Below are 20323 nucleotides of genomic sequence, written 5' to 3' on the forward strand. Positions count from 1 at the left end.
CGCCGGGCGAGGGGGCCCGCACTCGCTAAGGAATGGTCGATGAACCCGAATTTTCGCAATTTTGCCTTGTGGGTCGTCATCTTCCTGCTCGTGCTCGCCCTCGTGACCCTGTTCCAGAACCCGGGTCATCGTGGCGGCGGTAGCGAGATCGCCTACAGCCAGCTTCTGAACGATGCCGATGCCGGCAAGATCCAGTCGGTGGTGATCTCGGGGCAGGATGTCAGCGGCACCTACGTGGGCGGCGGCAACTTCACCAGCTACGCGCCGAACGACCCGAGCCTCGTCTCGAAGCTCCAGGGCAAGGGCGTGCAGATCACGGCCCGGCCCCCGTCCGACAACACGCCCTGGTTCATCCAGCTTCTCGTGAGCTGGCTGCCGATCCTCGTCTTCATCGGCGCCTGGATCTTCCTGTCGCGCCAGATGCAGTCCGGCGCCGGGCGCGCCATGGGCTTCGGCAAGTCGAAGGCCAAGCTCCTGAACGAGGCGCACGGGCGCGTCAGCTTCGACGACGTCGCGGGCGTGGAGGAAGCCAAGGAGGATCTCCAGGAAATCGTCGAGTTCCTGCGCGACCCCCAGAAGTTCCAGCGCCTCGGCGGCCGCATCCCGCGCGGCGTGCTCCTCGTCGGCCCCCCCGGCACGGGTAAGACGCTCATCGCCCGTGCGGTCGCCGGCGAGGCCAACGTGCCGTTCTTCACGATCTCCGGCTCGGACTTCGTCGAGATGTTCGTCGGCGTCGGCGCCTCTCGCGTGCGCGACATGTTCGAGCAGGCCAAGAAGAACGCGCCCTGCATCATCTTCATCGACGAGATCGACGCGGTCGGTCGCCATCGCGGCGCCGGCCTCGGCGGCGGCAACGACGAGCGCGAGCAGACCCTGAACCAGCTCCTCGTCGAGATGGACGGCTTCGAGGCCAATGAGGGCGTCATCATCATCGCGGCGACGAACCGTCCCGACGTGCTCGACCCGGCGCTGCTCCGTCCCGGCCGCTTCGACCGCCAGATCATGGTGCCGAACCCGGACGTCACAGGCCGCGAACGCATCCTGCGCGTCCACGTGCGCAAGGTGCCGCTGGCCCCCGACGTCGACCTCAAGACCATCGCGCGCGGCACCCCGGGCTTCTCGGGCGCCGACCTGATGAACCTCGTGAACGAATCGGCTCTTCTCGCGGCCCGTCGCGGAAAACGCATCGTCACGATGCACGAGTTCGAGGACGCGAAGGACAAGGTGATGATGGGGGCGGAGCGCCGCACCCTGGTCATGACCGAGGACGAGAAGCGGCTCACCGCCTACCACGAGGGCGGCCACGCCATCGTCGCCTTCAACGTGCCGGCGACCGATCCCGTCCACAAGGCGACGATCATCCCGCGGGGCCGGGCGCTCGGCATGGTCATGCAGCTCCCTGAGCGCGACAAGCTCTCGATGAGCTACGAGCAGATGACCTCGCGGCTGGCCATCATGATGGGCGGGCGCATCGCCGAGGAGATGATCTTCGGCCCCGAGAAGGTCACTTCGGGCGCGCAGTCGGATATCGAGCAGGCCACGCGGCTCGCCAAGATGATGGTCACGCGCTGGGGCTTCTCTCCCGAGCTCGGCACCGTCGCCTACGGGGACAACAACGACGAGGTCTTCCTCGGCATGTCGATGGGCCGGCAGCAATCGGTCTCTGAAGCCACCGCGCAGACGATCGACGCGGAGGTGCGCCGCCTCGTCGAGGCGGGCCTGGAGGAGGCGCGCCGGATCCTCGCGGAGCGCAAGGACGACCTCGAATGCCTCGCGCAGGGCCTGCTCGAGTACGAGACCCTGAGCGGCGACGAGATCCGCAATCTGCTGAAGGGCCAGCCCCCGGTCCGCGACGGCGGCGACGTGCCGCCGACGCCTGCCCGCGGCTCCTCCGTCCCCTCCGCCGGCCGCGGCCGGCCGCGGGAGAACGACGGCGGGCTCGAGCCGCAGCCGCAGGGCTGACGAACCGGGTCCGCTCACGGACAGCGACATCAAAAGGGCGCCTTCGGGCGCCCTTTCCTTTGGGAGGACAGGTGGGTGGCCACACGCGGCCGTTCACCCTGAATCGCAATCCATCGACCGGGCACGGCCGGGATCCGGTACCGTGCGCGTTCAGGAATCCGGTCGCTTGCGCGGAGTAGGACGTGCGGAAATATTTCGGGACCGACGGCATCCGGGGGCGGGCCAACGGTGTGATCACGCCCGAGCTGGCGCTGAAGGTCGGCCAGGCGGCGGGCCTCGTCTTCCAGCGCGGCGACCACCGCCACCGCGTCGTCATCGGCAAGGACACGCGGCTGTCCGGCTACATGATCGAGACCGCGCTGGTGGCGGGCTTCACCTCGGTCGGCATGGACGTGCTGCTGCTCGGCCCCGTGCCGACGCCGGCCGTGGCCATGCTGACCCGTTCCATGCGGGCGGATCTTGGGGTGATGATCTCGGCCTCGCACAACCCGTTCGAGGACAACGGAATCAAGCTGTTCGGGCCTGACGGCTTCAAGCTCAACGACGAGGTGGAGCGCGAGATCGAGGCGTTGATCGACGGCGACCGCAACAAGAAGCTCGCGGGCGCGAACGACCTCGGCCGCGCCAAGCGCATCGAGAGCGTGCACGCCCGCTACATCGAGTTCGCCAAGCGGACCCTGCCGCGCCACGTCACCCTCGACGGCCTGCGCGTGGTGGTCGATTGCGCCAACGGCGCCGGTTACCGCGTCGCGCCCGAGACCCTGTGGGAACTCGGCGCCGAGGTGATCGCGATCGGCACCGAGCCGGACGGCTTCAACATCAACCGGGCGGTGGGATCCACGGCGCCCGCGGCCCTGGTCGACATGGTGCGCGAGCGGCGGGCCGACATCGGCATCGCGCTCGACGGCGACGCCGACCGGGTGCTCATCGTGGACGAGAAGGGGCAGGTGGTGGACGGCGACCAGCTCATGGCGGTGGTCGCCCGCTCGTGGAAGGAGGACGCGCTGCTGGCCCAGCCCGGCATCGTGGCCACCATCATGTCCAATCTCGGCCTGGAACGGTACCTGGGCGGCCTCGGCCTCTCGCTGGCGCGGACCGCGGTCGGGGACCGCTACGTGCTGGAGCACATGCGTGAGCACGGCTACAACCTCGGCGGCGAGCAGTCCGGCCACATCATCATGTCGGACTACACCACGACCGGCGACGGCCTGGTGGCGGCGCTCCAGCTCCTCAGCGTCGTGCAGCGCCAGAACCGGCCGGTGAGCGAGGTCTGCCACTGCTTCGATCCGCTGCCGCAGATCCTGAAGAACGTCCGCTACCGCTCGGGCGAGCCGCTACGCCAGGACAGCGTGGTCACGGCCATCGAGCACGCCCGCGAGCGTCTCGGCAATGCCGGCCGCCTCGTGATCCGGCCCTCGGGCACCGAGCCGGTGATCCGCGTCATGGCGGAAGGCGACGACCGGGAACTGGTCAACGAGGTGGTGGACGAGGTGGTGGACGCCGTCGCGAAGGCCGCCGCGTAGAGCCGTTCCCGATCGCGTCGCCATCGGGAACGGCTCCGACCTCCTGTCGTGACGCGCTCTCTTGCGCCGAACCGGCATCCACTCCGGCGCGAGAGCGCTCTGGCCGGCCTGTCGGCTCGCGACGGGCGGACCACCGTCGCGAGGCCGTGGACGCGCCTCAGACCTCCACGATGACGCGGTTCGGCAGTTCGTCGACCGCGTCCGGCCCGGCCGGCACGTGCTCGGCGAGGCAGGCGCCCAGGCGCTCGACCGCCTGGGTCAGGCCCGCCTCGATCTCGCCGCGGGCGAGCGCCGCGGTCAGCTCGGAGAGGGTGCCGCACCAGGATTGCGAGCCGACGCGGGCCACGATGCCGGCGTCGGCCACGATCTCGGCGTGGTGCTCGGCCAGCGCCACGTAGAGGAGGAGCCCTGTCCGGGCGCGCGTTCGGTCGAGCCCGCGCGCGTGGAAGGCGCGCACCGCCGCATCCCGCGCCCGGGCTCGCCGTACGGGACGCGGCACCAGGGCGAGGCGCAGCCGCTCGCTGAGGCCGGCGGCCAGCAGGCAGGCCACGAAGGCGCCCTGGGCGAGCAGGATCGTGGCCACGCTCCACCGCGTCAGCCAGAGCAGGAGCCACGGCAGGACGAGGCCGCCCACGAGGGCCGCCGCCAGCGGCGCCGAGCGGTAGAGCCCGGCGCGCGCGCTCACCAGCACCACGATCTCGCCGGCGGTGCCGCTCTCCGCGCGGGCCACCGCCTCGGCGATGCGGGCGCGCGCCGCCCGGGACAGGCCGACCTCACCAGTCACCGGACGCTCCTCCACCACCCGATGAGCCGCCCCCGCCGGAGAACCCGCCCCCGAACCCACCCGATCCGCCGCCGTCGCCCCAGGTGCCCCCGCTCCAGCCGCCGCCCACGGGGCCGGGCAGCACCACGATGCCGCCGCGCCGGCCGCCCCGGTTCGTGCGCCAGACCACCCACAGGACGACGAGGAACAGCGCGATGAAGAGCGCCACCTGAGTCGGATCGACCTGATCCTCGCGCACCTGCGGTTTGCGCTGCCACTCGTCCGCATCCTTGGAGAGGATCGACAGGATCCCGTCGATTCCGGCCGCGATGCCGCCCGCGTAATCGCCCTGCTTGAAGCGCGGCGTGATCGCGCTCGCGATGATCACCCGGGAGAGCGCGTCGGTGAGCGACCCTTCGAGCCCGTAGCCGACCTCGATGCGCACCTTGCGCTCGCTCGGCGCGACGAGGAGCAGCACGCCGTTGTCGGTCTTCGCCTGCCCGAGCTTCCAGTGCCGGAACAGGCGGTTGGCGAAATCCTCGACCGTGGTGCCCTGCAGGCTCGGCACGGTCGCCACCACGACCTGATCGGAGGTCTTCTCCTCGTAGGCCTTCAAGCGCGCTTCCAGCGCGGCGCGGCTCTCGTCCGGGATGACGCGCGCGGCATCGACCACGCGGCCGCCGAGTTCGGGAAAGGTCAGTTCGGCCGCCCCGACGGGCAGGGCGGCGAGGACGAGGGCGGCGAGCGCGAGGGCGACCGCCCCGAGCAGGGCCGCGAGCCGACGGCTGGGACTGCATGAGGCGTACGGCACGCCGGTCGCGGGCCTAGAACTTCACGTTCGGCGGCCGCTCGGCGTTCGGCGTCGCCGTGAAGGTCTCCATCGGCTTGGCCTCGGGGTAGAAGACGCTCGCGATCCAGCGGCCGGGAATCGTGCGGATCTCGGTGTTGTAGGCCTGGACCGCCCCGTTGTAGTCGCGGCGCGCCACCGCGATGCGGTTCTCGGTGCCCTCGAGCTGGGATTGGAGCGCCAGGAAGTTCTGGTTCGACTTCAGGTCCGGGTAGCGCTCGACGGTGACGAGCAGGCGACCGAGCGCGCCGGAGAGCTGGTTCTGCGCGTCCTGGAATTCCTTCAGCTTCTGTGGGTCGCTCACCGTCGAGGCATCGACCTTGACGCTGGAGGCCTTGGCGCGCGCCTCGGTGACGCCCGTCAGCACGTCCTTCTCCTGTTGGGCGTAGCCCTTCACCGTCTCGACGAGGTTCGGGATCAGATCGGCACGGCGCTGGTACTGGTTCTGCACCTCGCTCCAGGACGCCTTGGCCTGCTCCTCCAGGGTCGGCACGCGGTTGATGGCCCCGCAGCCGGAGAGGCAGACCGCCAGCACGAGCATCGCGAGCGCGCTCGCGAGCCGCGCCGCCACGGAGGTCGGCCCGACGGTACCCTGGATCGACGGCATTCCACGCTTCCTCGACACCGCGGCAGCCACTTTGCCGCACCCTCTAGATAGGCGCGGCCGCCGCGGATCCAGGGCCGCGGGCCGGCCTTCGGGGCTCAGAGCAGGTCCTCGCAGCGGATCGGGAGGCGGCGCAGGCGACGGCCGGTGGCGTGGTGGAGGGCGTTGGCGATCGCCGCGTTGACGCCGATGATGCCGAGCTCGCCCAGGCCCTTCACGCCGAGCGCGTTCACGCCCGCGTCGTCGTCGCGCACGAGGATCGCCTCGACCAGCGGCGGCACGTCCGCCGCCGTGGCGACGAGATACTCGGCGAGATCGGCGTTCGGATAGGTGCCGCGGTCCACCAGCGTCTCCTCGAGCAGCGCCGAGCCCAGGCCCCAGATCATGCCGCCGGTGAGCTGGCTCCGCGCGGTGAGCGGGTTGAGCACCCGGCCCGCCGCAAAGGCTCCCGTGAGCCGGGCGACGCGAATCTCGCCCGTCTCCTCGTGCACCCGCACCTCCGCGAACTGCGCGCCGAAGGCCCAGGACAGGGCGGCGCCGCCCGCGCTCAGCGCGATGTGGCCGGCCCGCACGGCCGCGAGGTCGTCCGGCCCGCCACCCTCCGGCACGAACTCCGCGACGGTCTCGATCCCGGCGGGGTCGAGGCCGGCGACCGCCCGGCCGAGCGCCACCGCGCGGCCGTCCGGCGTGGAGAGGGCGCCGCCCGCGAGCCGGACCGCGGCCGGATCGCAACCCGCGAGCGCCCCGCCCTCCGCCGCCACGCCGGCCGCGAGCCGCCCGCGCAGCGCGCGGCAGGCCTGATCGAGCGCGCTCATCAGGCTCGTGGTGGTGGAGGAGCCACCCGAGAGGCCGGCCGGCGGCAGGTCCGTGTCGCCGAGACGGACCGTCACGGACGCCGCCGGCACGCCGAGCCAGTCGGCCGCGCCCATGGCGAGCAGCGTGGTGATGCCGTTTCCGATCTCGTGGTGGGCGCTCTCGACCGTGACCGTGCCGTCCGGCGCGATCGCCACCCGCATGACAGCGGGCGCGATCTTGACCGGGCGCACCGCCGCCGCGCAGCCCAGGCCGATCCGCCACGGCCCGTCCCGCGCGGGCCCCTGGCGGCGCCGGCCCCAGTCGAAGGCCTCGGCGCCGGCCTCGAAGCAGCGGATGAGCGGGCGCGTCGTGAAGGGCTTGCCCGAGACCGGATCGGTCGCGGTGTCGTTGCGCCGCCGCAGCTCGATCGGGTCGAGCCCGAGAAGGCCGGCCATCTCATCGACCGCGCTCTCCAGCGCGAACAGGTAGGGCACCTCCGGCGGCGCCCGCATCGGCCCCGGCGTGTTGCGGTCGAGGCGCACCGCGCGCTCCTCCGTGCGGATCGCCGGGCAGGCGTAGAGGCTCGCGGTGACGTCCGTGCCCTCCATGGCGAAGGGATCGAAGCGCGAGGCGCCCATCTCGGCCTCGTGCACGAGCGCGGTGAAGCGGCCGGCCCGGTCCGCCCCCAGATGGATCTCGTGGCGCGTCTCGGGGCGGTGGTTGGCGATGGTGAAGCATTGCCGCCGCGTCGGCACCAGCGAGACCGGTCGCCCGAGCCGGCGGGCGGCGAGCGCGACCAGCGCCGTGTGCTGCGACAGCGCCAGCTTCGAGCCGAAATGCCCGCCGATCGGCCCCGACACCACCCGCACGTTGCCCGGGTCGAGCCCGAGCTGCTCGGCGAGCCCGTGCCGCAGGGCGCCGACGTAGCGGGTCGGCTCGTGGACGACGAGGCGCTCGCCCTCCCAGATGCAGGTGGTGGTGAACAGCTCCATCGGGTTGTGGTGCTGCACGGGGGTCCGGTAGAGCGCCGTGACACGGTGGGCGGCCGCGAAGAGCGCCGCGTCGGCATCGCCCCGGCGCGGGTCGGTGTGCTTGGCCTTGAGGTCGGCGAGCCGAACGGTCTCGGCGCCGGGCGCGTCGAGGCTCGCCGCGTAGGCCTCCGGCTCGCAGGTCACCGCGACCAGGGAAGCGGCCGCCCGCGCCGCCTCGACCGTCTCGGCCACGACGAGGGCCACGATCTGGCCCGCATAGGCGATCCGGTCGGAGCCCAGCGGCAGGTGCGAGCTGTTGGCGTAGCCGCCGGCCATCAGGTGCTTCACCGGCCGGACTGCGCCGGCGAAATCCCGGTGCGTGAAGATGCCGAGCACGCCGGGACGCGCGGCCGCGACGGCGCTGTCGATCCCGGAGATGCGCCCCCGCGCGATCGCGCTGGTCACCAGGGCGGCGTGCGCGCGGTTCGGGAAGCGGCGGTCCGAGGCGTAGAGCGCGGCGCCCGTGACCTTCTCGGCGCCGTCGAGGCGGACATGGGCGCGTCCGAGCAGCGCGGGGTCGGCCGAGGGGGCGGAGCGGTCCTGTTCTGCCATGGCGGGTCTCCTCGTCGGAGACCGGGAGGTGTGGCCGGTCGGCGCCCAGACAATCCCCGCGACAAGGCGCCCCGATCGGCGGACGCGTCGCCGACGGGCCGGATCAGAACCGCGGAGGATGGGCCGTTTCGCCGGCCGTCGAGCGGTCCCGGCCCGGGCGTGGCGGGGCCGGCGCGGGGCCGGGGAGAGCCGCGCGCGATCCCGGGCCGCCCCGCCTCAGCGAAAGCCCGCGACCCGGCGCTCGCGCTTGCGCTCGGCGGCGGGCTGGTAGGCGATCTCGGCGTGGTGCGTGCAGTAGGGCAGGCCGGTGATCGAGCGCGCGCCGCAGAAGCGGAAATCGGGCGTGGTCGGATCGCCGAGCGGCCAGCGGCACATCGAGTCCCGCAGGTCCATGATCGTGACGCGCTGCGAGACGGCGAGCGCCACAGGGGCCGCGGCGGGTGTGGGCAGGGGCAGCGGGAAGTCCGGCGCGGGGCGATGCGACACGATGGCGACGGGCTCGGGCGCCTCGGCCTCCACCACGGCGATCGCGGTCTCGATCTCGGCGACGGGCGGGCGCGCCGCGCGGGCGGCGCTCTGCGCCTCCTCGCCGGGCTTGGCCCGTCCGGCGAGGCCGAGCCGGTGCACCTTGCCGATCACGGCGTTGCGGGTGACGCCGCCGAGCTGGGCCGCGATCTTGCTCGCGCTCTGTCCGTCCTCCCAGAGGCGGCGAAGCAGCGCCACGCGCTCATCGGTCCAGCTCAGGCCCGCTTCCATCGTCCCCCTCCCAGCCCTGCGCGCATGCGTGCCGCCCGTAGGGACGGTCGGCATGGGTGAGCGCGCGAAGGGCCGCGTCTTCCGGCCCGCACGCCCCGAGCGGGCCCGCGGAACCGGTGCGGAAAACCTCTACGCACGCCGGTGGTCATGGTCGGCGAAGGCGGCTCGCCTGCGCCGACCACCGAACCCTACAAGAGGGCTCGCGGCGGAGGCAAGGGTTGCGAAACGGGGCCCGCGGCCGGTTCCGGAGGCTGTCCACCGGCAATGGCCGGGCCGCGGCCGGAGGACGGGCCGGAGCCCTAGAAGCGGCCGCCGACGCCGACGCCGCCGCCCGGCGTCAGGGCGGGACCGACCGAGCCGGAGCCGGATCCGCCCGCGGCGTTGCCGCCCTCGATGTCCTCGCGGCGGATGCGCCGCTCCGCCTGCGCGGAGGCGCGCGCCTCGCCGCGCGCGTTCTTGGGCAGGTCGAGGGAGCGGGTCGGCGCGGTCTGGAGCGGACGGCCATCCTCGTCGATGTTGGCGCTGCGCACCGGCCGGTTCGGCAGGCTGCTGCGGAGCGAGGGCGGCGGGCCGACATCGCCGGCCGGCATCACGCCGCCGCTGCCGCTGAGCGCCTGGCAGCCCCCGAGCGCGGCGAGGCAGGCCGCCAGCAGCGCGGCGCGCGTCGGCGTGAGACGGGACGGCTGCGCCTGGGAAACGGGCGACGGTGACATGGCAGATCCTCGGGATCACGGCCGCACCGAGGTCGTCGCGGCCGCATCGTTGCTTCGGCCTGTCTATGACCGAGATTGCGCGAAAACCAAGACATCCTGGGACATCTGTCGCCATCGTCCTGCGCATTTTGATGCCCGGCGTTGCGGCCGGGCCCGGATCCTGCGTCCGGACCGCGCCGGGACCGCGTCCTCCCCGCGCCGGGCGGCCGATCCATAACTTCGCCTTGGTCGGCGTGCAGAGCGAGACCGCCGGCGGACCGGAACCCGCCGGAACGGCCGCGGTTGTGCCGGCAACCCGAACGACCCCGAGACTCCGAGGCCTCCGCGTGTTCAGACTCGACCGGATGATCGCGACCGCCACGATCACCCTCTGGGCGGCCGTCGCCGCGGCGCAGACGCCCCCCGGCGGCGAGGGACCGGCCACGCAGGCGCCCGGCTCACAGGCGCCCGGGGCACAGGCGCCCGCCACCCCGCCGCCGGCAGCGCCGATGGCGCCCGCGGCGCAGAACCCGCCGGCCGTGCCGGCTCCGACCGGCCCCCAGCCCCAGGCCCAGCAGCAGGGCACCCCCGCCACCGTGCTCGACACGCAGGACTACGAGAGCCTGCTCGGCAAGGGCGTGCGCGGCGCCAACGGCGACGAGTTCGGCCGGATCATCGACGTCGTCATCGACAAGGACGGCCGGCCCCGCGCCGCGATCATCGATTTCGGCGGCTTCCTCGGCGTCGGCTCGCGCAAGATCGCCGTCGACTGGCGGGCGCTGCGCTTCAACACCGACGGCAAGCCGGGCCGCATCTCGCTCCAGCTGAGCCGCAACCAGGTCCGCGTCTCGCCCGAGTACAAGGCCGGCGAGCCGATCGTGGTGCTCGGCCCCGCCAGTCCCGCCACCGCCGAGGGCGAGCCGGCAGCCCAACCGCAGCCGCAATCGCAAACCCAGCCCTCCGCCGCGGCGCAGCCCGCGCCGGCGCCCGCCGTCCAGACGCCGCCCTCAGCGCCCGAGAAGGCGCCCGATAAGTGACGGCGGTCCGGACGAAGAACCGACGGGTGATCCCCCACCGCGAGCGCGAGGCGCCGCGCCACGAGGTCCGTGCGCGAGCCGTCCGCCTCAAGGACGCCGCGGCCGAGCCGGCGCCGTCCGCGATGCCGGAGCCCGCCCCCGCACCCGGCGCGGTCTCCCGCGGAAGCCGGCGCGGACTCGATGCCTTCGCGTTCTTCGTCGCGAACCTCCAGACGGGCTTCGGCCCCTTCCTCGCCGTCTACTTCTCGCAGGCGCAGTGGACGCAGTCCGACATCGGCTTCGCCCTCACGGTCGGCAGCCTCGTCAGCCTGTTGGGGCAGGTGCCCGGCGGCGCCTTCGTGGACGCGGTGCGCTCCAAGCGCTTCGCGGCCGGCGTCTCGGTGGTGGCGATCTCGGCGAGCGCGCTCGCCCTCGTGGTCTGGCCGAGCTTCCTCATCGTGCTGCTGGCCATGGCGGCGCACTCGGCGGCGAGCTGCATCCTCACCCCCGCCATCGCGGCGATCAGCATCGGCCTCGTCGGCCATGCCCGCGCGGGCGAGCGCCTCGGCCGCAACGCCAGCTTCCAGGCGATGGGCAACGCCTGCGCGGCCGCCGTGATGGGCGCCTGCGGCTACTACCTGTCGAACGGCGCCGTCTTCTACCTCACCGCCGCGCTGGTCCTGCCGACGATCATCGCGCTCTCCTTCATCCGCGCCGACGAGATCGACGCGAACGTGCGCACGCAAGGTGCCGCGGCGCCCGCCGAGAGCGGCGGCCTGCGCGCGCTGCTCACCAACCGCGGGCTCCTCGCCTTCGCGGCCTGCATGACGCTGTTCTTCCTGGCCAACGCCGCGATGCTGCCGCTCGTCGGCAGCGCCCTGACGCTGCGCGCCAGCGAGACCGCGACCGCGCTGGTCGCCGCCTGCATCATGGTCCCGCAGGCTGTGCTGGCGGTCTGCGCGCCGGCGGTCGGGCGCGCCGCCGAGCGCTACGGGCGCTATCCGGTGCTGCTCGTCGGCTTCGCGGCCCTGCCCGTGCGCGGCCTGCTCTTCGCCTACACCACCGACCCCTACCTGCTGGTCGCGATCCAGGTCCTCGACGGCGTCTCGGCCTCGGTGCTCGGCGTGATGGTGCCGCTCGTCGTCTCGGACCTCACCCGCGGCACCGGACGGTTCAACCTCGCCCTCGGGGCGGTCGGCACCGCCATGGGCATCGGCGCGGCGCTGTCCACGTCGCTGGCCGGCGTCATGGCCGACCGGCTCGGCAGCCAGACCGCGTTCCTGGGCCTCGCCGTCGTCGGGCTGGCCGCCTTCCTGCTCGTCTCCCTCGCCATGCCGGAGACCCGGCGCGGTCCGGAGCCGGCGTGAGCGCGGCGCGGCACCGGAATCGCATATCGGTCAAGCGCCGTTCAGATTCCGCGGTTAAAACGGGGTAGGGGGCCTGCTCGCCGCGGCCGCGTGCAACATATGGTAACGCTGTCGCGTTGCCGCCTCGTGCCGGCCCGCCCTCGCCCGTGATCATCCGCACCGCAACACCCTGTCCGCCGCGCATCAGCGTCGTTCGAAATCGAGATCTCATCGCGATGGAAGACCTCTGCCAATACGCCGACAGGCCGTTCGCCTTCGTGGGGCGCTACCTCCGGCGCCGCTGGCTGCCGCATCTGGTGATCCTGGTCTCGGTGCTGGGCGCCGTCGGCTTCTCGGTAAGCACGGATTACGCGCTGAAGGGCGTGGTCGACGCGCTCGGCAAGGGGCCGGAGGCCAACCTCGTCTGGGGGGCGCTCGCCGTCCTCATCGCCTTCATCGCCGCCGACAACCTGCTCTGGCGCGTGGCCGCGCTGGTAGGCGCCTTCACGTTCGTGGGGGTGACCGGCGACATCCGCCGCGACCTGTTCCGGCACATGACCGGCCACTCGCCGACCTTCTTCTCCGACCGGCAGCCGGGCACGCTGGCGTCCCGCATCACGGCGACCTCGAACGCGATCTTCACGGTCGAGAACATGTTCGTGTTCAACGTGATGCCGCCCTGCGTCGCGGCCGTGGGCTCACTGATCTACATCAGCACCGTCAACGTCACGATGGCGGCGGTGCTCGCCGCGGTCTTCGCCTCCGTCGTCGTGCTGATGTTCAAGATGGCGTCCGCCGGCAAGCCGCTGCACCACGACTTCGCCGCCAAGGCCGCGAGCGTGGACGGCGAGATGGTCGATCTCGTCGGCAACATGCCGCTCGTGCGCGCCTTCTCGGCCTTCAAGCGCGAGGGAATCCGCTTCGAGGGCACGATCAAGACCGAGATGAGCGCGCGCCGCTCGTCGCTGCTCTATCTCGAGAAGCTGCGCATCGTGCACGCGGTGCTCACCGTGCTGGCGATCTTCGGCCTGCTCTACTGGGCGATCTCGATGTGGCAGATCGGCCAGGCCACGAACGGCCAGGTCGTGCTGGTCTGCACGCTCGGCATCCGCATCCTGGCCGCGACCCGCGACCTCGCGGTCGCCCTGGTCGATGCCACCCAGCACACCGCCCGCCTGTCCGAGGCCCTGCACACCCTGCTGCAGCCGCACGATCTCGTCGATCACCCGGAAGCCAAGGCGCTCACCGGACAGGGAGCCCGGATCACCTTCAACCACGTCGCCTTCGATTACCCGGACGGCCGCTCGGTCTTCACGGATTTCGACCTCGGCATCGAGCCGGGCCAGAAGGTCGGCCTCGTCGGCAAGTCGGGCGGGGGCAAGTCGACCCTGTTCTCGCTGATCCAGCGCTTCTACGACGTGAAGGGCGGGCAGATCCTGATCAACGACCAGAACATCGACCGCGTGACCCAGGAATCGCTGCGCGAGGCGATCACGGTGGTGCCGCAGGACGTGTCGATGTTCCACCGCTCCCTGCGCGAGAACATCCGCTACGGCCGGCCCGACGCGACCGACGAGGAGGTCTGGAAGGCGGCCGAGGCCGCGCACTGCACCGACTTCATCAAGGCCCTGCCGGAGGGCTTCGACACGATCGTGGGCGACCGCGGCGTGAAGCTCTCGGGGGGCCAGCGCCAGCGCATCGCCATCGCGCGCGCCATCCTGAAGAACTCGCCGATCCTGCTCCTCGACGAGGCGACCTCCGCGCTCGACGCCGAGTCCGAGGAGGCGATCCGCCACGCGCTCGCCAACCTGATGGAGGGCCGCACCGTGATCGCGATCGCCCACCGCCTCTCGACGCTGAAGGACTTCGACCGGATCGTCGTGCTGGAGGGCGGCCGGATCATCCAGGACGGCTCGCCCGAGAAGCTCACGCATCTCGACGGCTTCTACCGCGAGTTGATCAAGAAGGAATCGATGTCGCTGGCCCAGGCCGCGGCCTGAGCCGGCGCGTCGGCGCGCTGTCCGTCGGGGGCAGTGCGGGCCATCCTTGCCGCCGTCATCCCAGGGCGCCGAAGGCGAACCTGGGATGACGGCGGGGAAGCCGGACCGGGGCGGTCGCCCTCGGCTCAGGCCGCCCGCGCAGCAGCCAGCGTCGCGTGCTCGGCCTGCACCAGCACGTCGAGGGCGCCCCAGGGCTTCTGGATGAAGACCGCCTCCTTGGGCATCCGAGCGTCGCCGCGCGCATCCTCGCCCGACGTCACGACGACCCGGACATCCGGCCAGCGGTCCTCGACCGTGCGGGCGAGCGAGATGCCATCCATCGCGCCCGGCAGGCGGACGTCGGCGAAGAGCAGGGCGACGTTGACGTCGCTGCGCTCCAGGATGGAGATCGCGTCCTCCGCGCTCGCGCACGCGATGACGTCGAGGTCGGTCTCCTCCAGGACCGCGGCGGCGAGGTTGCGGACCGCGTCGTCGTCCTCCACCACGAGGGCGACGGGACAGTCTGGCAGTGCTTGACCCATGGGGTCTCCTTCGATCTTCGAGATGCCTGTCGGTAGCCTCCACGGTGCGGCCTCGTTGCTGGGCCGCTGATTCCCCGATTCGGCGATGGTGCGCCGCCTGGAACGCAGGAACAAGAGTCGTGCGCGGCCGATGCGCCGGAGGCGGGACTGATCGGCGCGTTCGACCGTGCGTGCGGGTTGCCCGCTGTGCCGGCAACGCACCAGGCCGGCACCTGTTGCGCCGCGTTAAGAACCTGTTCACCCTGTCAGGCCGTAAATGACCGTTCCATGACGGCGGGTGCCGTGACGGTACGCCCCTTGCGTGTCGGATGGGCTCGGAACGGAGCCGCGGGCCGAATGGGCGTCTCGATTGCGCCGCACCCGCGTCACGCGGTGGGCGCGAACGGCGTGCTCCATCACGGATCGCGCGAATTGGGGGTGTGCGTCAGCCATGTGCCGCTTTCTCGCCTACAGCGGTGAGCCGGTCTTCCTGTCCGAGCTGGTCTGCGCGCCCGCGCATTCCCTGGTGCACCAGTCGCTGCACGCCGACGAGGGGAAGACCGAGACCAACGGGGACGGCTTCGGCATCGGCTGGTACGGCGAGCGGGCCGAACCCGGCGTCTACCGGGACATCTCCCCGGCCTGGTCGGACGAGAACCTCGTGAACCTCTGCGGGCAGGTCCGCGCCCGGACCTTCTTCGCCCATGTGCGCGCCGCCACCGGCACCGCCACCGCGCGGGCGAACTGCCACCCCTTCGCGCACGGCCCCTACCTGTTCATGCACAATGGCCAGATCGGCGGCTATCACCGGATCAAGCGGCGCCTGGAGGCGCTGATCCCGGACGCGCTCTACGACCGCCGCCGCGGCAGCACGGATTCCGAGGCGATCTTCCTGCTGGCGCTCGCCAACGGGCTGGCCGACGACCCCGTCGGCGCGATGGCGGAGACGCTGGCCCAGGTGCGCGGCCTGATGCAGGGCGCGGGCGTCTGCGAGCCCCTGCGCTTCACCGCGCTCCTCACGGACGGCGAGACCCTGACGGCCTATCGCTGGGCCTGCGACGGGCGCCCGCCGAGCCTGTACTACCGCGAGACCGAGACCGGGCTGGTGGTGGTCTCCGAGCCGATCGACGGCTGCCGCGAGGGCTGGACCGTGGTGCCGAAGGGCGGGACCCTGCGAGCGCGCCGCGGCGGACCGGTCACGGTGCAGGGCCCCGAACTCGGCGCGTCGGCGGCGCGGGCACGCGTGGCGGCCTGATCCGGCGCGCGGGCCAAGCGCCGCACCCGGCAGCGTGAACGGACGCGGCGGCGGCGCGTTCCCCCGGCCGGAGACAGAGGAACCCCATGCAGCAGACCGAGTACGGCCGGACCGCGGCCAACGCCCCCACCCACCGCGTCGGCGAGGACGTCAACGAGGTCGATCAGCTCTCCAGCGTCACGCTGCTGGGACTGGCCGTCGCCGGAGCGGTGGTCATGCTGCTGCTGGTGCGCCTCGCGGGGGGCTGAGGCGTCCGTCCGCGGACGCCCGATGCTGCCGCGCTAGTCCGCCCGGGCGATGCAGTCCGCGATCGCCTCGAGCAGGCCCGCATCCTCGCCCGCCATCGCGTCCATCGCCGCCATGCGGCGCAGCACGGTCGCGGCGATCGCCTCCTCCACGGTATCCTCCGCGTAGGCGTAGTGGATCACCGCGGCCTCGCCGTCGCGGTGGCAGCGGCCCTCGATCTGGGCGAGCTGGATCGCGCTGTGGCGCATGTCGTGGACGACGAGCGCGCGGGTCCGCTCGCCGCCCGGCAGCTCGTTCCGGTGCAGCGAGATCGATTCGGTGACCGTGAAGACGACGGCATCGAGCGCGCCCGTCTGGAAGGCGAGGCGGGCGGCCTCGTTAGCCTCGCTCGTGCGCGTGCCGTCGATCGCGTCGACCCGCCAGCCGCGCCCGCGCAGGGTCTCGGCGAGCGCCGCGCCGGTCTCGAGGAAAGCCACCGAGAGTGCGACCTGCTCGCCGGCCTCCAGAAGGATCTCGGCGAAGTCACTGGTACCGGCGACCCGCAGCAGGCTCGCCTTCTGACGGAAGCGCAGGTCGGCGGCCCAGCCGGCGGGCCGGCGGGTGCTGCCGCCGGCCAAGCCGAACTCCCGGCGAAATTCCCGCCAGGTCGCGTCGTAGAGGCGGCGCTCGTCGGGCTTCAGAGCGGTCGGGGCCAGCTCCCGCTGCACCTCAGGCCAGCCCGCGATGTCGGCCGGGCGGCGGCGCAGGCCGATCGCGTCGGCGCCCGTGTAGAGCAGGTCGGCCATCACCGCGCAGTCGCGGGCGTTGGCGCTCCACGACCAGTTCACCCAGCGCCCCTTGGCGCGCCCGATGCCGAGCCGCTGCATCAGGGCGCGGAAATCGGCGAGCGTCTCGGTCGGGCTGCCGACCGCGTGGCCGAGCAGGCGCCCGAGATAGCCGAGTTCGTGCGGCGCCTGTCCGGCGGTCGCGCTCATGTAGACCGTGAACGTCGCGGCGTCCGCGAGCTGGCGGCAGACCAGGGTCTGCTGGGCGTAGGGGTTGCGGAGCCTGTGGCTCTCGTCGAACACCACCAGCGGCCAGGCCCGCTTCAGGCTGCCGTGCTTGGCGAGCGCGTTGTTCCGCGCCCGGGTCGAGCGGCGGCGGATCGCCTCCGGGGGCGCCATCAGCGCCTTGGTGCGCTCGTAGTTCACGAGCGTCACCTCCTTGGGCGCCAGCCCCGCATCGCGGATCGTGCGGCGCCATTGCGGCATCGCTCCCTTGGGGCAGACCACGAGCACGGACGCCTCCGGCATCGCCGCGAGCGCCGCCCAGACCGAGAGGGTCTTGCCGAGGCCGGTCATGTCGCCGAGCAGGAAGCCGGGCCGCCCGGCCGCCCGGGCCGCCAGGATGGCGCGGGCCGCCTCCGCCTGATGCGGACGGGGCACGAGCGGGCCGGCTGCCGGCACGGCCGCGGGCCGCGAGGACGCGGCGGGGCGCGGGGTCGCCACGCCGCCTCAGGCCGCGCGCAGCTGCGCGATCTCGTCGATCACCGCCCGGCGCATGACGTGCAGGCGGGCGAGGATCGCCGCGTAGCTGCGACGCTCCTCGCAGGCCAGCTCGACCTCGCGGCAGAGCACGGCGAACTCCGTGAAGCCCAGCACGCCGCTCGCGGAGATCATCGCGTGGGCGTCGTGGGCGAGCTGCTCGCGGTCGGGCAGGGCGCCCTCGGTCCCGAACCGCTCGGTGAGTTCCTTGGCGAGGGTGGCGAGGAGCTGGCGCATGCGCTCGGGCCCGACCACGGCGGCGACCTCGCGATAGGTGCCGAGATCGAGGGTTCCGGTCACGGCCGGCGCGGGCAGGTCCCGGGGGGTCCAACGGTCGATCATCGCGTAGAGGGCCGCGCGCTTGAAGGGCTTGCCGATATGGTCGTTCATGCCGGCCTCGCGGAACGCGACCACCTGCTGCGGCAGGACGCTCGCCGTCATGGCAACGATCGGCACCGCGGCGCACGGCTGGGCGAGCGCGCGGATCGCCCGCGTCGCCGCGAGCCCGTCCATGCCGGGCATCTGCACGTCCATCAGGACGAGGTCGTAGGTCTCAGCCTGGACCGCCGCGATCGCCTCGGGACCGCTCGACACGGCATCGACCCGGTGGCCGGCATCGCGCAGTACGGCGAGCGCCAGCTCCCGGTTGAGTGCCACGTCCTCGACGAGAAGGAGGCGCCGCGCGCGCCGGGACTGTGCATGCTCCGCCTGGGCGCGGACCGGCTCGCACGGTTCGGCCACGGGCAGCGGCAGGCGGAACCAGAAGGTCGAACCCTGGCCGGCCGCGCTCTCAAGCCCGATCGCACCGCCCATCAGCTCGACGAGCTGCTTCGAGATGGCGAGCCCGAGCCCGGTGCCGCCGTATTCGCGCTGGATCGTCCCGTCCATCTGCGAGAAGCGCTTGAACAGGGACCCGTGCTTCTCCGCCGGGATGCCGATGCCGGTATCGCGCACGGCGAAGCGCAGGTGCGGCCCGCCCGCGAGGCCGTCCGCGCGCGCCACGCTCAGGGTCACGCTGCCGGCCGCCGTGAACTTCACGGCGTTGTTCAGGAGGTTGAGCAGGACCTGACGGAGCCGGTCCGGATCGCCGACGACGCGCTCCGGCAGGCCGGGTTCGACCGTGACGGCGAGGCGGAGCCCCTTCTGCTCGGCCCCCGCCCGCATGATCGCGACGGCCTGGTCGGTGACCTCGCCGAGTGAGAAGGGCTCGGCGGCAAGCTCGACCTGCCCGGCCTCGATCTTCGAGAAGTCGAGCACGTCGTTGACGACGGTGAGCAGGCTCGCGCCGGCGCCGCGGATGCGCTCGGCATGGAGCCGGGCCACCGTGCCGGGCTCCAGCTCGTCGACCAGGAGGTCGGCGTAGCCCAGCACGCCGTTGAGGGGCGTGCGGATCTCGTGGCTCATCGTGGCGAGGAAGTCGCTCTTGGCGGCGCTCGCCCGCTCGGCCTCGCCCTGCGCGGCCTCGGCCGCGGCCTTGGCGCGCACCAGGGCCGCCTCGGCCGCCTTGCGGGCCGTGACGTCGATGTTGAGGCCGATCACCCGCTGCGGCCTGCCGTCCGCGTCGTACAGGGCCCGGCCGGTGCCGTGGATCCAGCGGACGCCGCCGTCGGGAGCCGTCACCCGGAACTCGATCGAGAAGCTGGTGTGCTGCTCGGCGGCGGCCGCCGCCGCGGCGAGCGCCGCCTCGCCGTCCGCGCGCTCGACCATCGCGAGCCACGCGTCGGTGCTCAGGGTGTATCCGTGGGGGGCGTCGATCCCGTGGAGCTTCGCGCTCTCGGCCGACCACGTGATCCGCTGGGAAGCGAGATCGAAGTCCCAGGTGCCGGCGCCGGCCGAATCCTGCGCGAGTTGGAGGAGCTTGCCGGTCTCGGCGAGCTTGCGCCGGGCCGTGATGATGTCGTCGATGTCGAGCGCGGTGCCCAGCATCGCCACCATCTCGCCGCGCTGGCGGATCGGGATCATCACGAGCCGGTGCCAGCGGTAGACCCCGTCGTGGCGGCGCAGGCGCCCCTCGATCTGGTAGGGGCTGCGGGTCCGGATCGCGGTCCGCCAAGCCCGGCTCATCCGCTCCGCGTCGTCCGGATGGTTGTTGGCGAGGCGCGCGGCGCGGGTGGGGCCGATCGGCCCGTAATAGCGCTCGAACTGCTGGTTGACGTAGGCGTTCTCGCCCGTCTCGACGGAGAAGATCCAGATCAGCTGGGGCAGCGCGTCGGCGAGCGCGCGATAGCGGGCCTCGCTCGCCTCGCGGGCCGCGATCTCCTGCTGCTGGCGGATGTTGGCCTCGTGCAGGCGCAGCTGGCCCACCACGATGCCGGCCAGATCCTGCAACTGGCGGCGCTGCGCCTCCGTGAAGCCGCGCGGCCGCGTGTCGAGCACGCAGAGGGTGCCGACGCGAAGCCCCGGCGCGACGATGAGCGGCGCGCCGGCGTAGAAGCGGATCGCGGCCGGGCCGACCACCAGGGGACTGTCGACGAAGCGCGGATCGCGCAGGGTGTCCTCGACCACCAGGGGATCGTCGGACTGGATGGTGTGGGCGCAGAAGGCGCCCTCCCGCGGCATCGGGTTCGTGTCGGTCCCACAGGCGGCGGCGGGGCGCAGCTCCGTCCTCTCGACCAGCGGCACGACCGCGATCGAGACGTCGAACAGGCTCGCGGCCGTCCGGCAGATCGCCTCAAGATGGAGCGCCGCCTCGCCGCCGAGGTCGCCCAGAGCCTCCAGCGCGGCGAGGCGCCGGGCTTCGTCGGCCGCGACAGGAACCGTCATCTCGCCCGCCCCTTCCGCTGCCCGCCGCCGACGCGGCGCGCGCCCGCGCCGGGCGCCCGTCGTGCGGAGCAAATCATGAATCGAGCCTTAATACCGCGCCGGGAGCCGGAGCTTTGCGTGCTGGTGTATCGAAAGGACGACCGCACGGA

General features: G+C 72.6%; 16 protein-coding genes. 7 read left to right on the forward strand and 9 right to left on the reverse strand.

The window, feature by feature from the left end; translation table 11 throughout:
• Nucleotides 1-39 precede the first annotated feature (39 nt).
• Both ftsH and glmM read left to right on the forward strand, forming a co-directional pair.
• Nucleotides 40-1962, forward strand: a complete 1923-nt coding sequence (gene ftsH, locus MFF56_RS18465) for an ATP-dependent zinc metalloprotease FtsH (RefSeq protein ID WP_066919570.1) — start codon at nucleotides 40-42, stop codon at nucleotides 1960-1962.
• A 182-nt stretch (nucleotides 1963-2144) separates the two neighbouring features.
• Nucleotides 2145-3485: a phosphoglucosamine mutase gene (gene glmM / locus MFF56_RS18470; protein WP_066919568.1), complete on the forward strand. Its 1341-nt coding sequence runs from the start codon at nucleotides 2145-2147 to the stop codon at nucleotides 3483-3485.
• A 157-nt stretch (nucleotides 3486-3642) separates the two neighbouring features.
• On the opposite strand, the gene MFF56_RS18475 is transcribed toward glmM, so the two are convergent.
• From MFF56_RS18475 to MFF56_RS18500, 6 genes are all read right to left on the reverse strand, one after another.
• Nucleotides 3643-4269, reverse strand: a complete 627-nt coding sequence (locus tag MFF56_RS18475; protein ID WP_066919576.1) for a TPM domain-containing protein — start codon at nucleotides 4267-4269, stop codon at nucleotides 3643-3645.
• Nucleotides 4259-5059, reverse strand: a complete 801-nt coding sequence (locus MFF56_RS18480; RefSeq protein ID WP_373324125.1) for a TPM domain-containing protein — start codon at nucleotides 5057-5059, stop codon at nucleotides 4259-4261. Before MFF56_RS18480 ends, MFF56_RS18475 begins: the two co-directional genes overlap by 11 nt.
• A 13-nt stretch (nucleotides 5060-5072) precedes the next feature.
• Nucleotides 5073-5702: a LemA family protein gene (locus tag MFF56_RS18485; protein WP_066920226.1), complete on the reverse strand. Its 630-nt coding sequence runs from the start codon at nucleotides 5700-5702 to the stop codon at nucleotides 5073-5075.
• Between the two features lie 95 nt (nucleotides 5703-5797).
• Nucleotides 5798-8077 (reverse strand): xanthine dehydrogenase family protein molybdopterin-binding subunit, encoded by a 2280-nt coding sequence (locus MFF56_RS18490; protein ID WP_066920228.1) that lies wholly within the window; start codon nucleotides 8075-8077, stop codon nucleotides 5798-5800.
• Between the two features lie 216 nt (nucleotides 8078-8293).
• Nucleotides 8294-8833: a GcrA family cell cycle regulator gene (locus MFF56_RS18495; protein ID WP_066920230.1), complete on the reverse strand. Its 540-nt coding sequence runs from the start codon at nucleotides 8831-8833 to the stop codon at nucleotides 8294-8296.
• Between the two features lie 299 nt (nucleotides 8834-9132).
• Nucleotides 9133-9546 (reverse strand): hypothetical protein, encoded by a 414-nt coding sequence (locus tag MFF56_RS18500; protein WP_066920232.1) that lies wholly within the window; start codon nucleotides 9544-9546, stop codon nucleotides 9133-9135.
• Between the two features lie 326 nt (nucleotides 9547-9872).
• Here MFF56_RS18500 and MFF56_RS18505 point away from each other — a divergent pair, with 326 nt between their 5' ends.
• The 3 genes from MFF56_RS18505 to MFF56_RS18515 all read left to right on the forward strand — a co-directional run bounded on the left by MFF56_RS18505 (nucleotide 9873) and on the right by MFF56_RS18515 (nucleotide 13887).
• Nucleotides 9873-10562: a PRC-barrel domain-containing protein gene (locus MFF56_RS18505; protein WP_373324126.1), complete on the forward strand. Its 690-nt coding sequence runs from the start codon at nucleotides 9873-9875 to the stop codon at nucleotides 10560-10562.
• Nucleotides 10559-11908, forward strand: a complete 1350-nt coding sequence (locus MFF56_RS18510) for an MFS transporter (RefSeq protein ID WP_238230551.1) — start codon at nucleotides 10559-10561, stop codon at nucleotides 11906-11908. Before MFF56_RS18505 ends, MFF56_RS18510 begins: the two co-directional genes overlap by 4 nt.
• 215 nt (nucleotides 11909-12123) lie before the next feature.
• The gene (locus MFF56_RS18515) at nucleotides 12124-13887 is read left to right on the forward strand and encodes an ABC transporter ATP-binding protein (protein WP_066922758.1); all 1764 of its coding nucleotides are present in this window, start codon (nucleotides 12124-12126) and stop codon (nucleotides 13885-13887) included.
• Nucleotides 13888-14012: 125 nt separating this feature from the next.
• On the opposite strand, the gene MFF56_RS18520 is transcribed toward MFF56_RS18515, so the two are convergent.
• Nucleotides 14013-14408, reverse strand: coding sequence for a response regulator (locus MFF56_RS18520; RefSeq protein WP_066922760.1), 396 nt, complete (start codon nucleotides 14406-14408; stop codon nucleotides 14013-14015).
• Between the two features lie 430 nt (nucleotides 14409-14838).
• On the opposite strand from MFF56_RS18520, the gene MFF56_RS18525 reads away from it, so the two are divergent.
• On the forward strand, nucleotides 14839-15642 hold the full coding sequence (locus MFF56_RS18525; protein WP_066922762.1) for a class II glutamine amidotransferase: 804 nt from the start codon (nucleotides 14839-14841) through the stop codon (nucleotides 15640-15642).
• Between the two features lie 86 nt (nucleotides 15643-15728).
• Entirely contained in the window at nucleotides 15729-15890 is a 162-nt protein-coding gene (locus MFF56_RS18530; protein WP_197430596.1) for a hypothetical protein, read from the forward strand.
• A 33-nt stretch (nucleotides 15891-15923) separates the two neighbouring features.
• On the opposite strand, the gene MFF56_RS18535 is transcribed toward MFF56_RS18530, so the two are convergent.
• Together MFF56_RS18535 and MFF56_RS18540 are read right to left on the reverse strand one after the other, a co-directional pair.
• Nucleotides 15924-17375, reverse strand: a complete 1452-nt coding sequence (locus MFF56_RS18535; protein WP_238230552.1) for a DEAD/DEAH box helicase family protein — start codon at nucleotides 17373-17375, stop codon at nucleotides 15924-15926.
• Between the two features lie 6 nt (nucleotides 17376-17381).
• Nucleotides 17382-20174 carry an ATP-binding protein gene (locus tag MFF56_RS18540; RefSeq protein WP_066922671.1) on the reverse strand — a complete coding sequence of 931 codons (2793 nt, stop codon included), beginning with the start codon at nucleotides 20172-20174 and terminating at the stop codon, nucleotides 17382-17384.
• Between the last annotated feature and the right edge of the window lie 149 nt (nucleotides 20175-20323).

It is taken from the genome of Methylobacterium hispanicum (assembly GCF_022179285.1).
GTDB lineage: Bacteria > Pseudomonadota > Alphaproteobacteria > Rhizobiales > Beijerinckiaceae > Methylobacterium > Methylobacterium hispanicum.

Bases quoted from the DNA above. Each gene is read 5' to 3' on its own strand.
- MFF56_RS18530 (WP_197430596.1), top strand. From the start codon at position 15,729: ATGCAGCAGACCGAGTACGGCCGGACCGCGGCCAACGCCCCCACCCAC.
- MFF56_RS18520 (WP_066922760.1), bottom strand. From the start codon at position 14,408: ATGGGTCAAGCACTGCCAGACTGTCCCGTCGCCCTCGTGGTGGAGGAC.
- MFF56_RS18500 (WP_066920232.1), bottom strand. From the start codon at position 9,546: ATGTCACCGTCGCCCGTTTCCCAGGCGCAGCCGTCCCGTCTCACGCCG.
- MFF56_RS18495 (WP_066920230.1), bottom strand. From the start codon at position 8,833: ATGGAAGCGGGCCTGAGCTGGACCGATGAGCGCGTGGCGCTGCTTCGC.
- MFF56_RS18525 (WP_066922762.1), top strand. From the start codon at position 14,839: ATGTGCCGCTTTCTCGCCTACAGCGGTGAGCCGGTCTTCCTGTCCGAG.
- MFF56_RS18540 (WP_066922671.1), bottom strand. From the start codon at position 20,174: ATGACGGTTCCTGTCGCGGCCGACGAAGCCCGGCGCCTCGCCGCGCTG.
- MFF56_RS18485 (WP_066920226.1), bottom strand. From the start codon at position 5,702: ATGCCGTCGATCCAGGGTACCGTCGGGCCGACCTCCGTGGCGGCGCGG.
- ftsH (WP_066919570.1), top strand. From the start codon at position 40: ATGAACCCGAATTTTCGCAATTTTGCCTTGTGGGTCGTCATCTTCCTG.
- MFF56_RS18515 (WP_066922758.1), top strand. From the start codon at position 12,124: ATGGAAGACCTCTGCCAATACGCCGACAGGCCGTTCGCCTTCGTGGGG.
- MFF56_RS18490 (WP_066920228.1), bottom strand. From the start codon at position 8,077: ATGGCAGAACAGGACCGCTCCGCCCCCTCGGCCGACCCCGCGCTGCTC.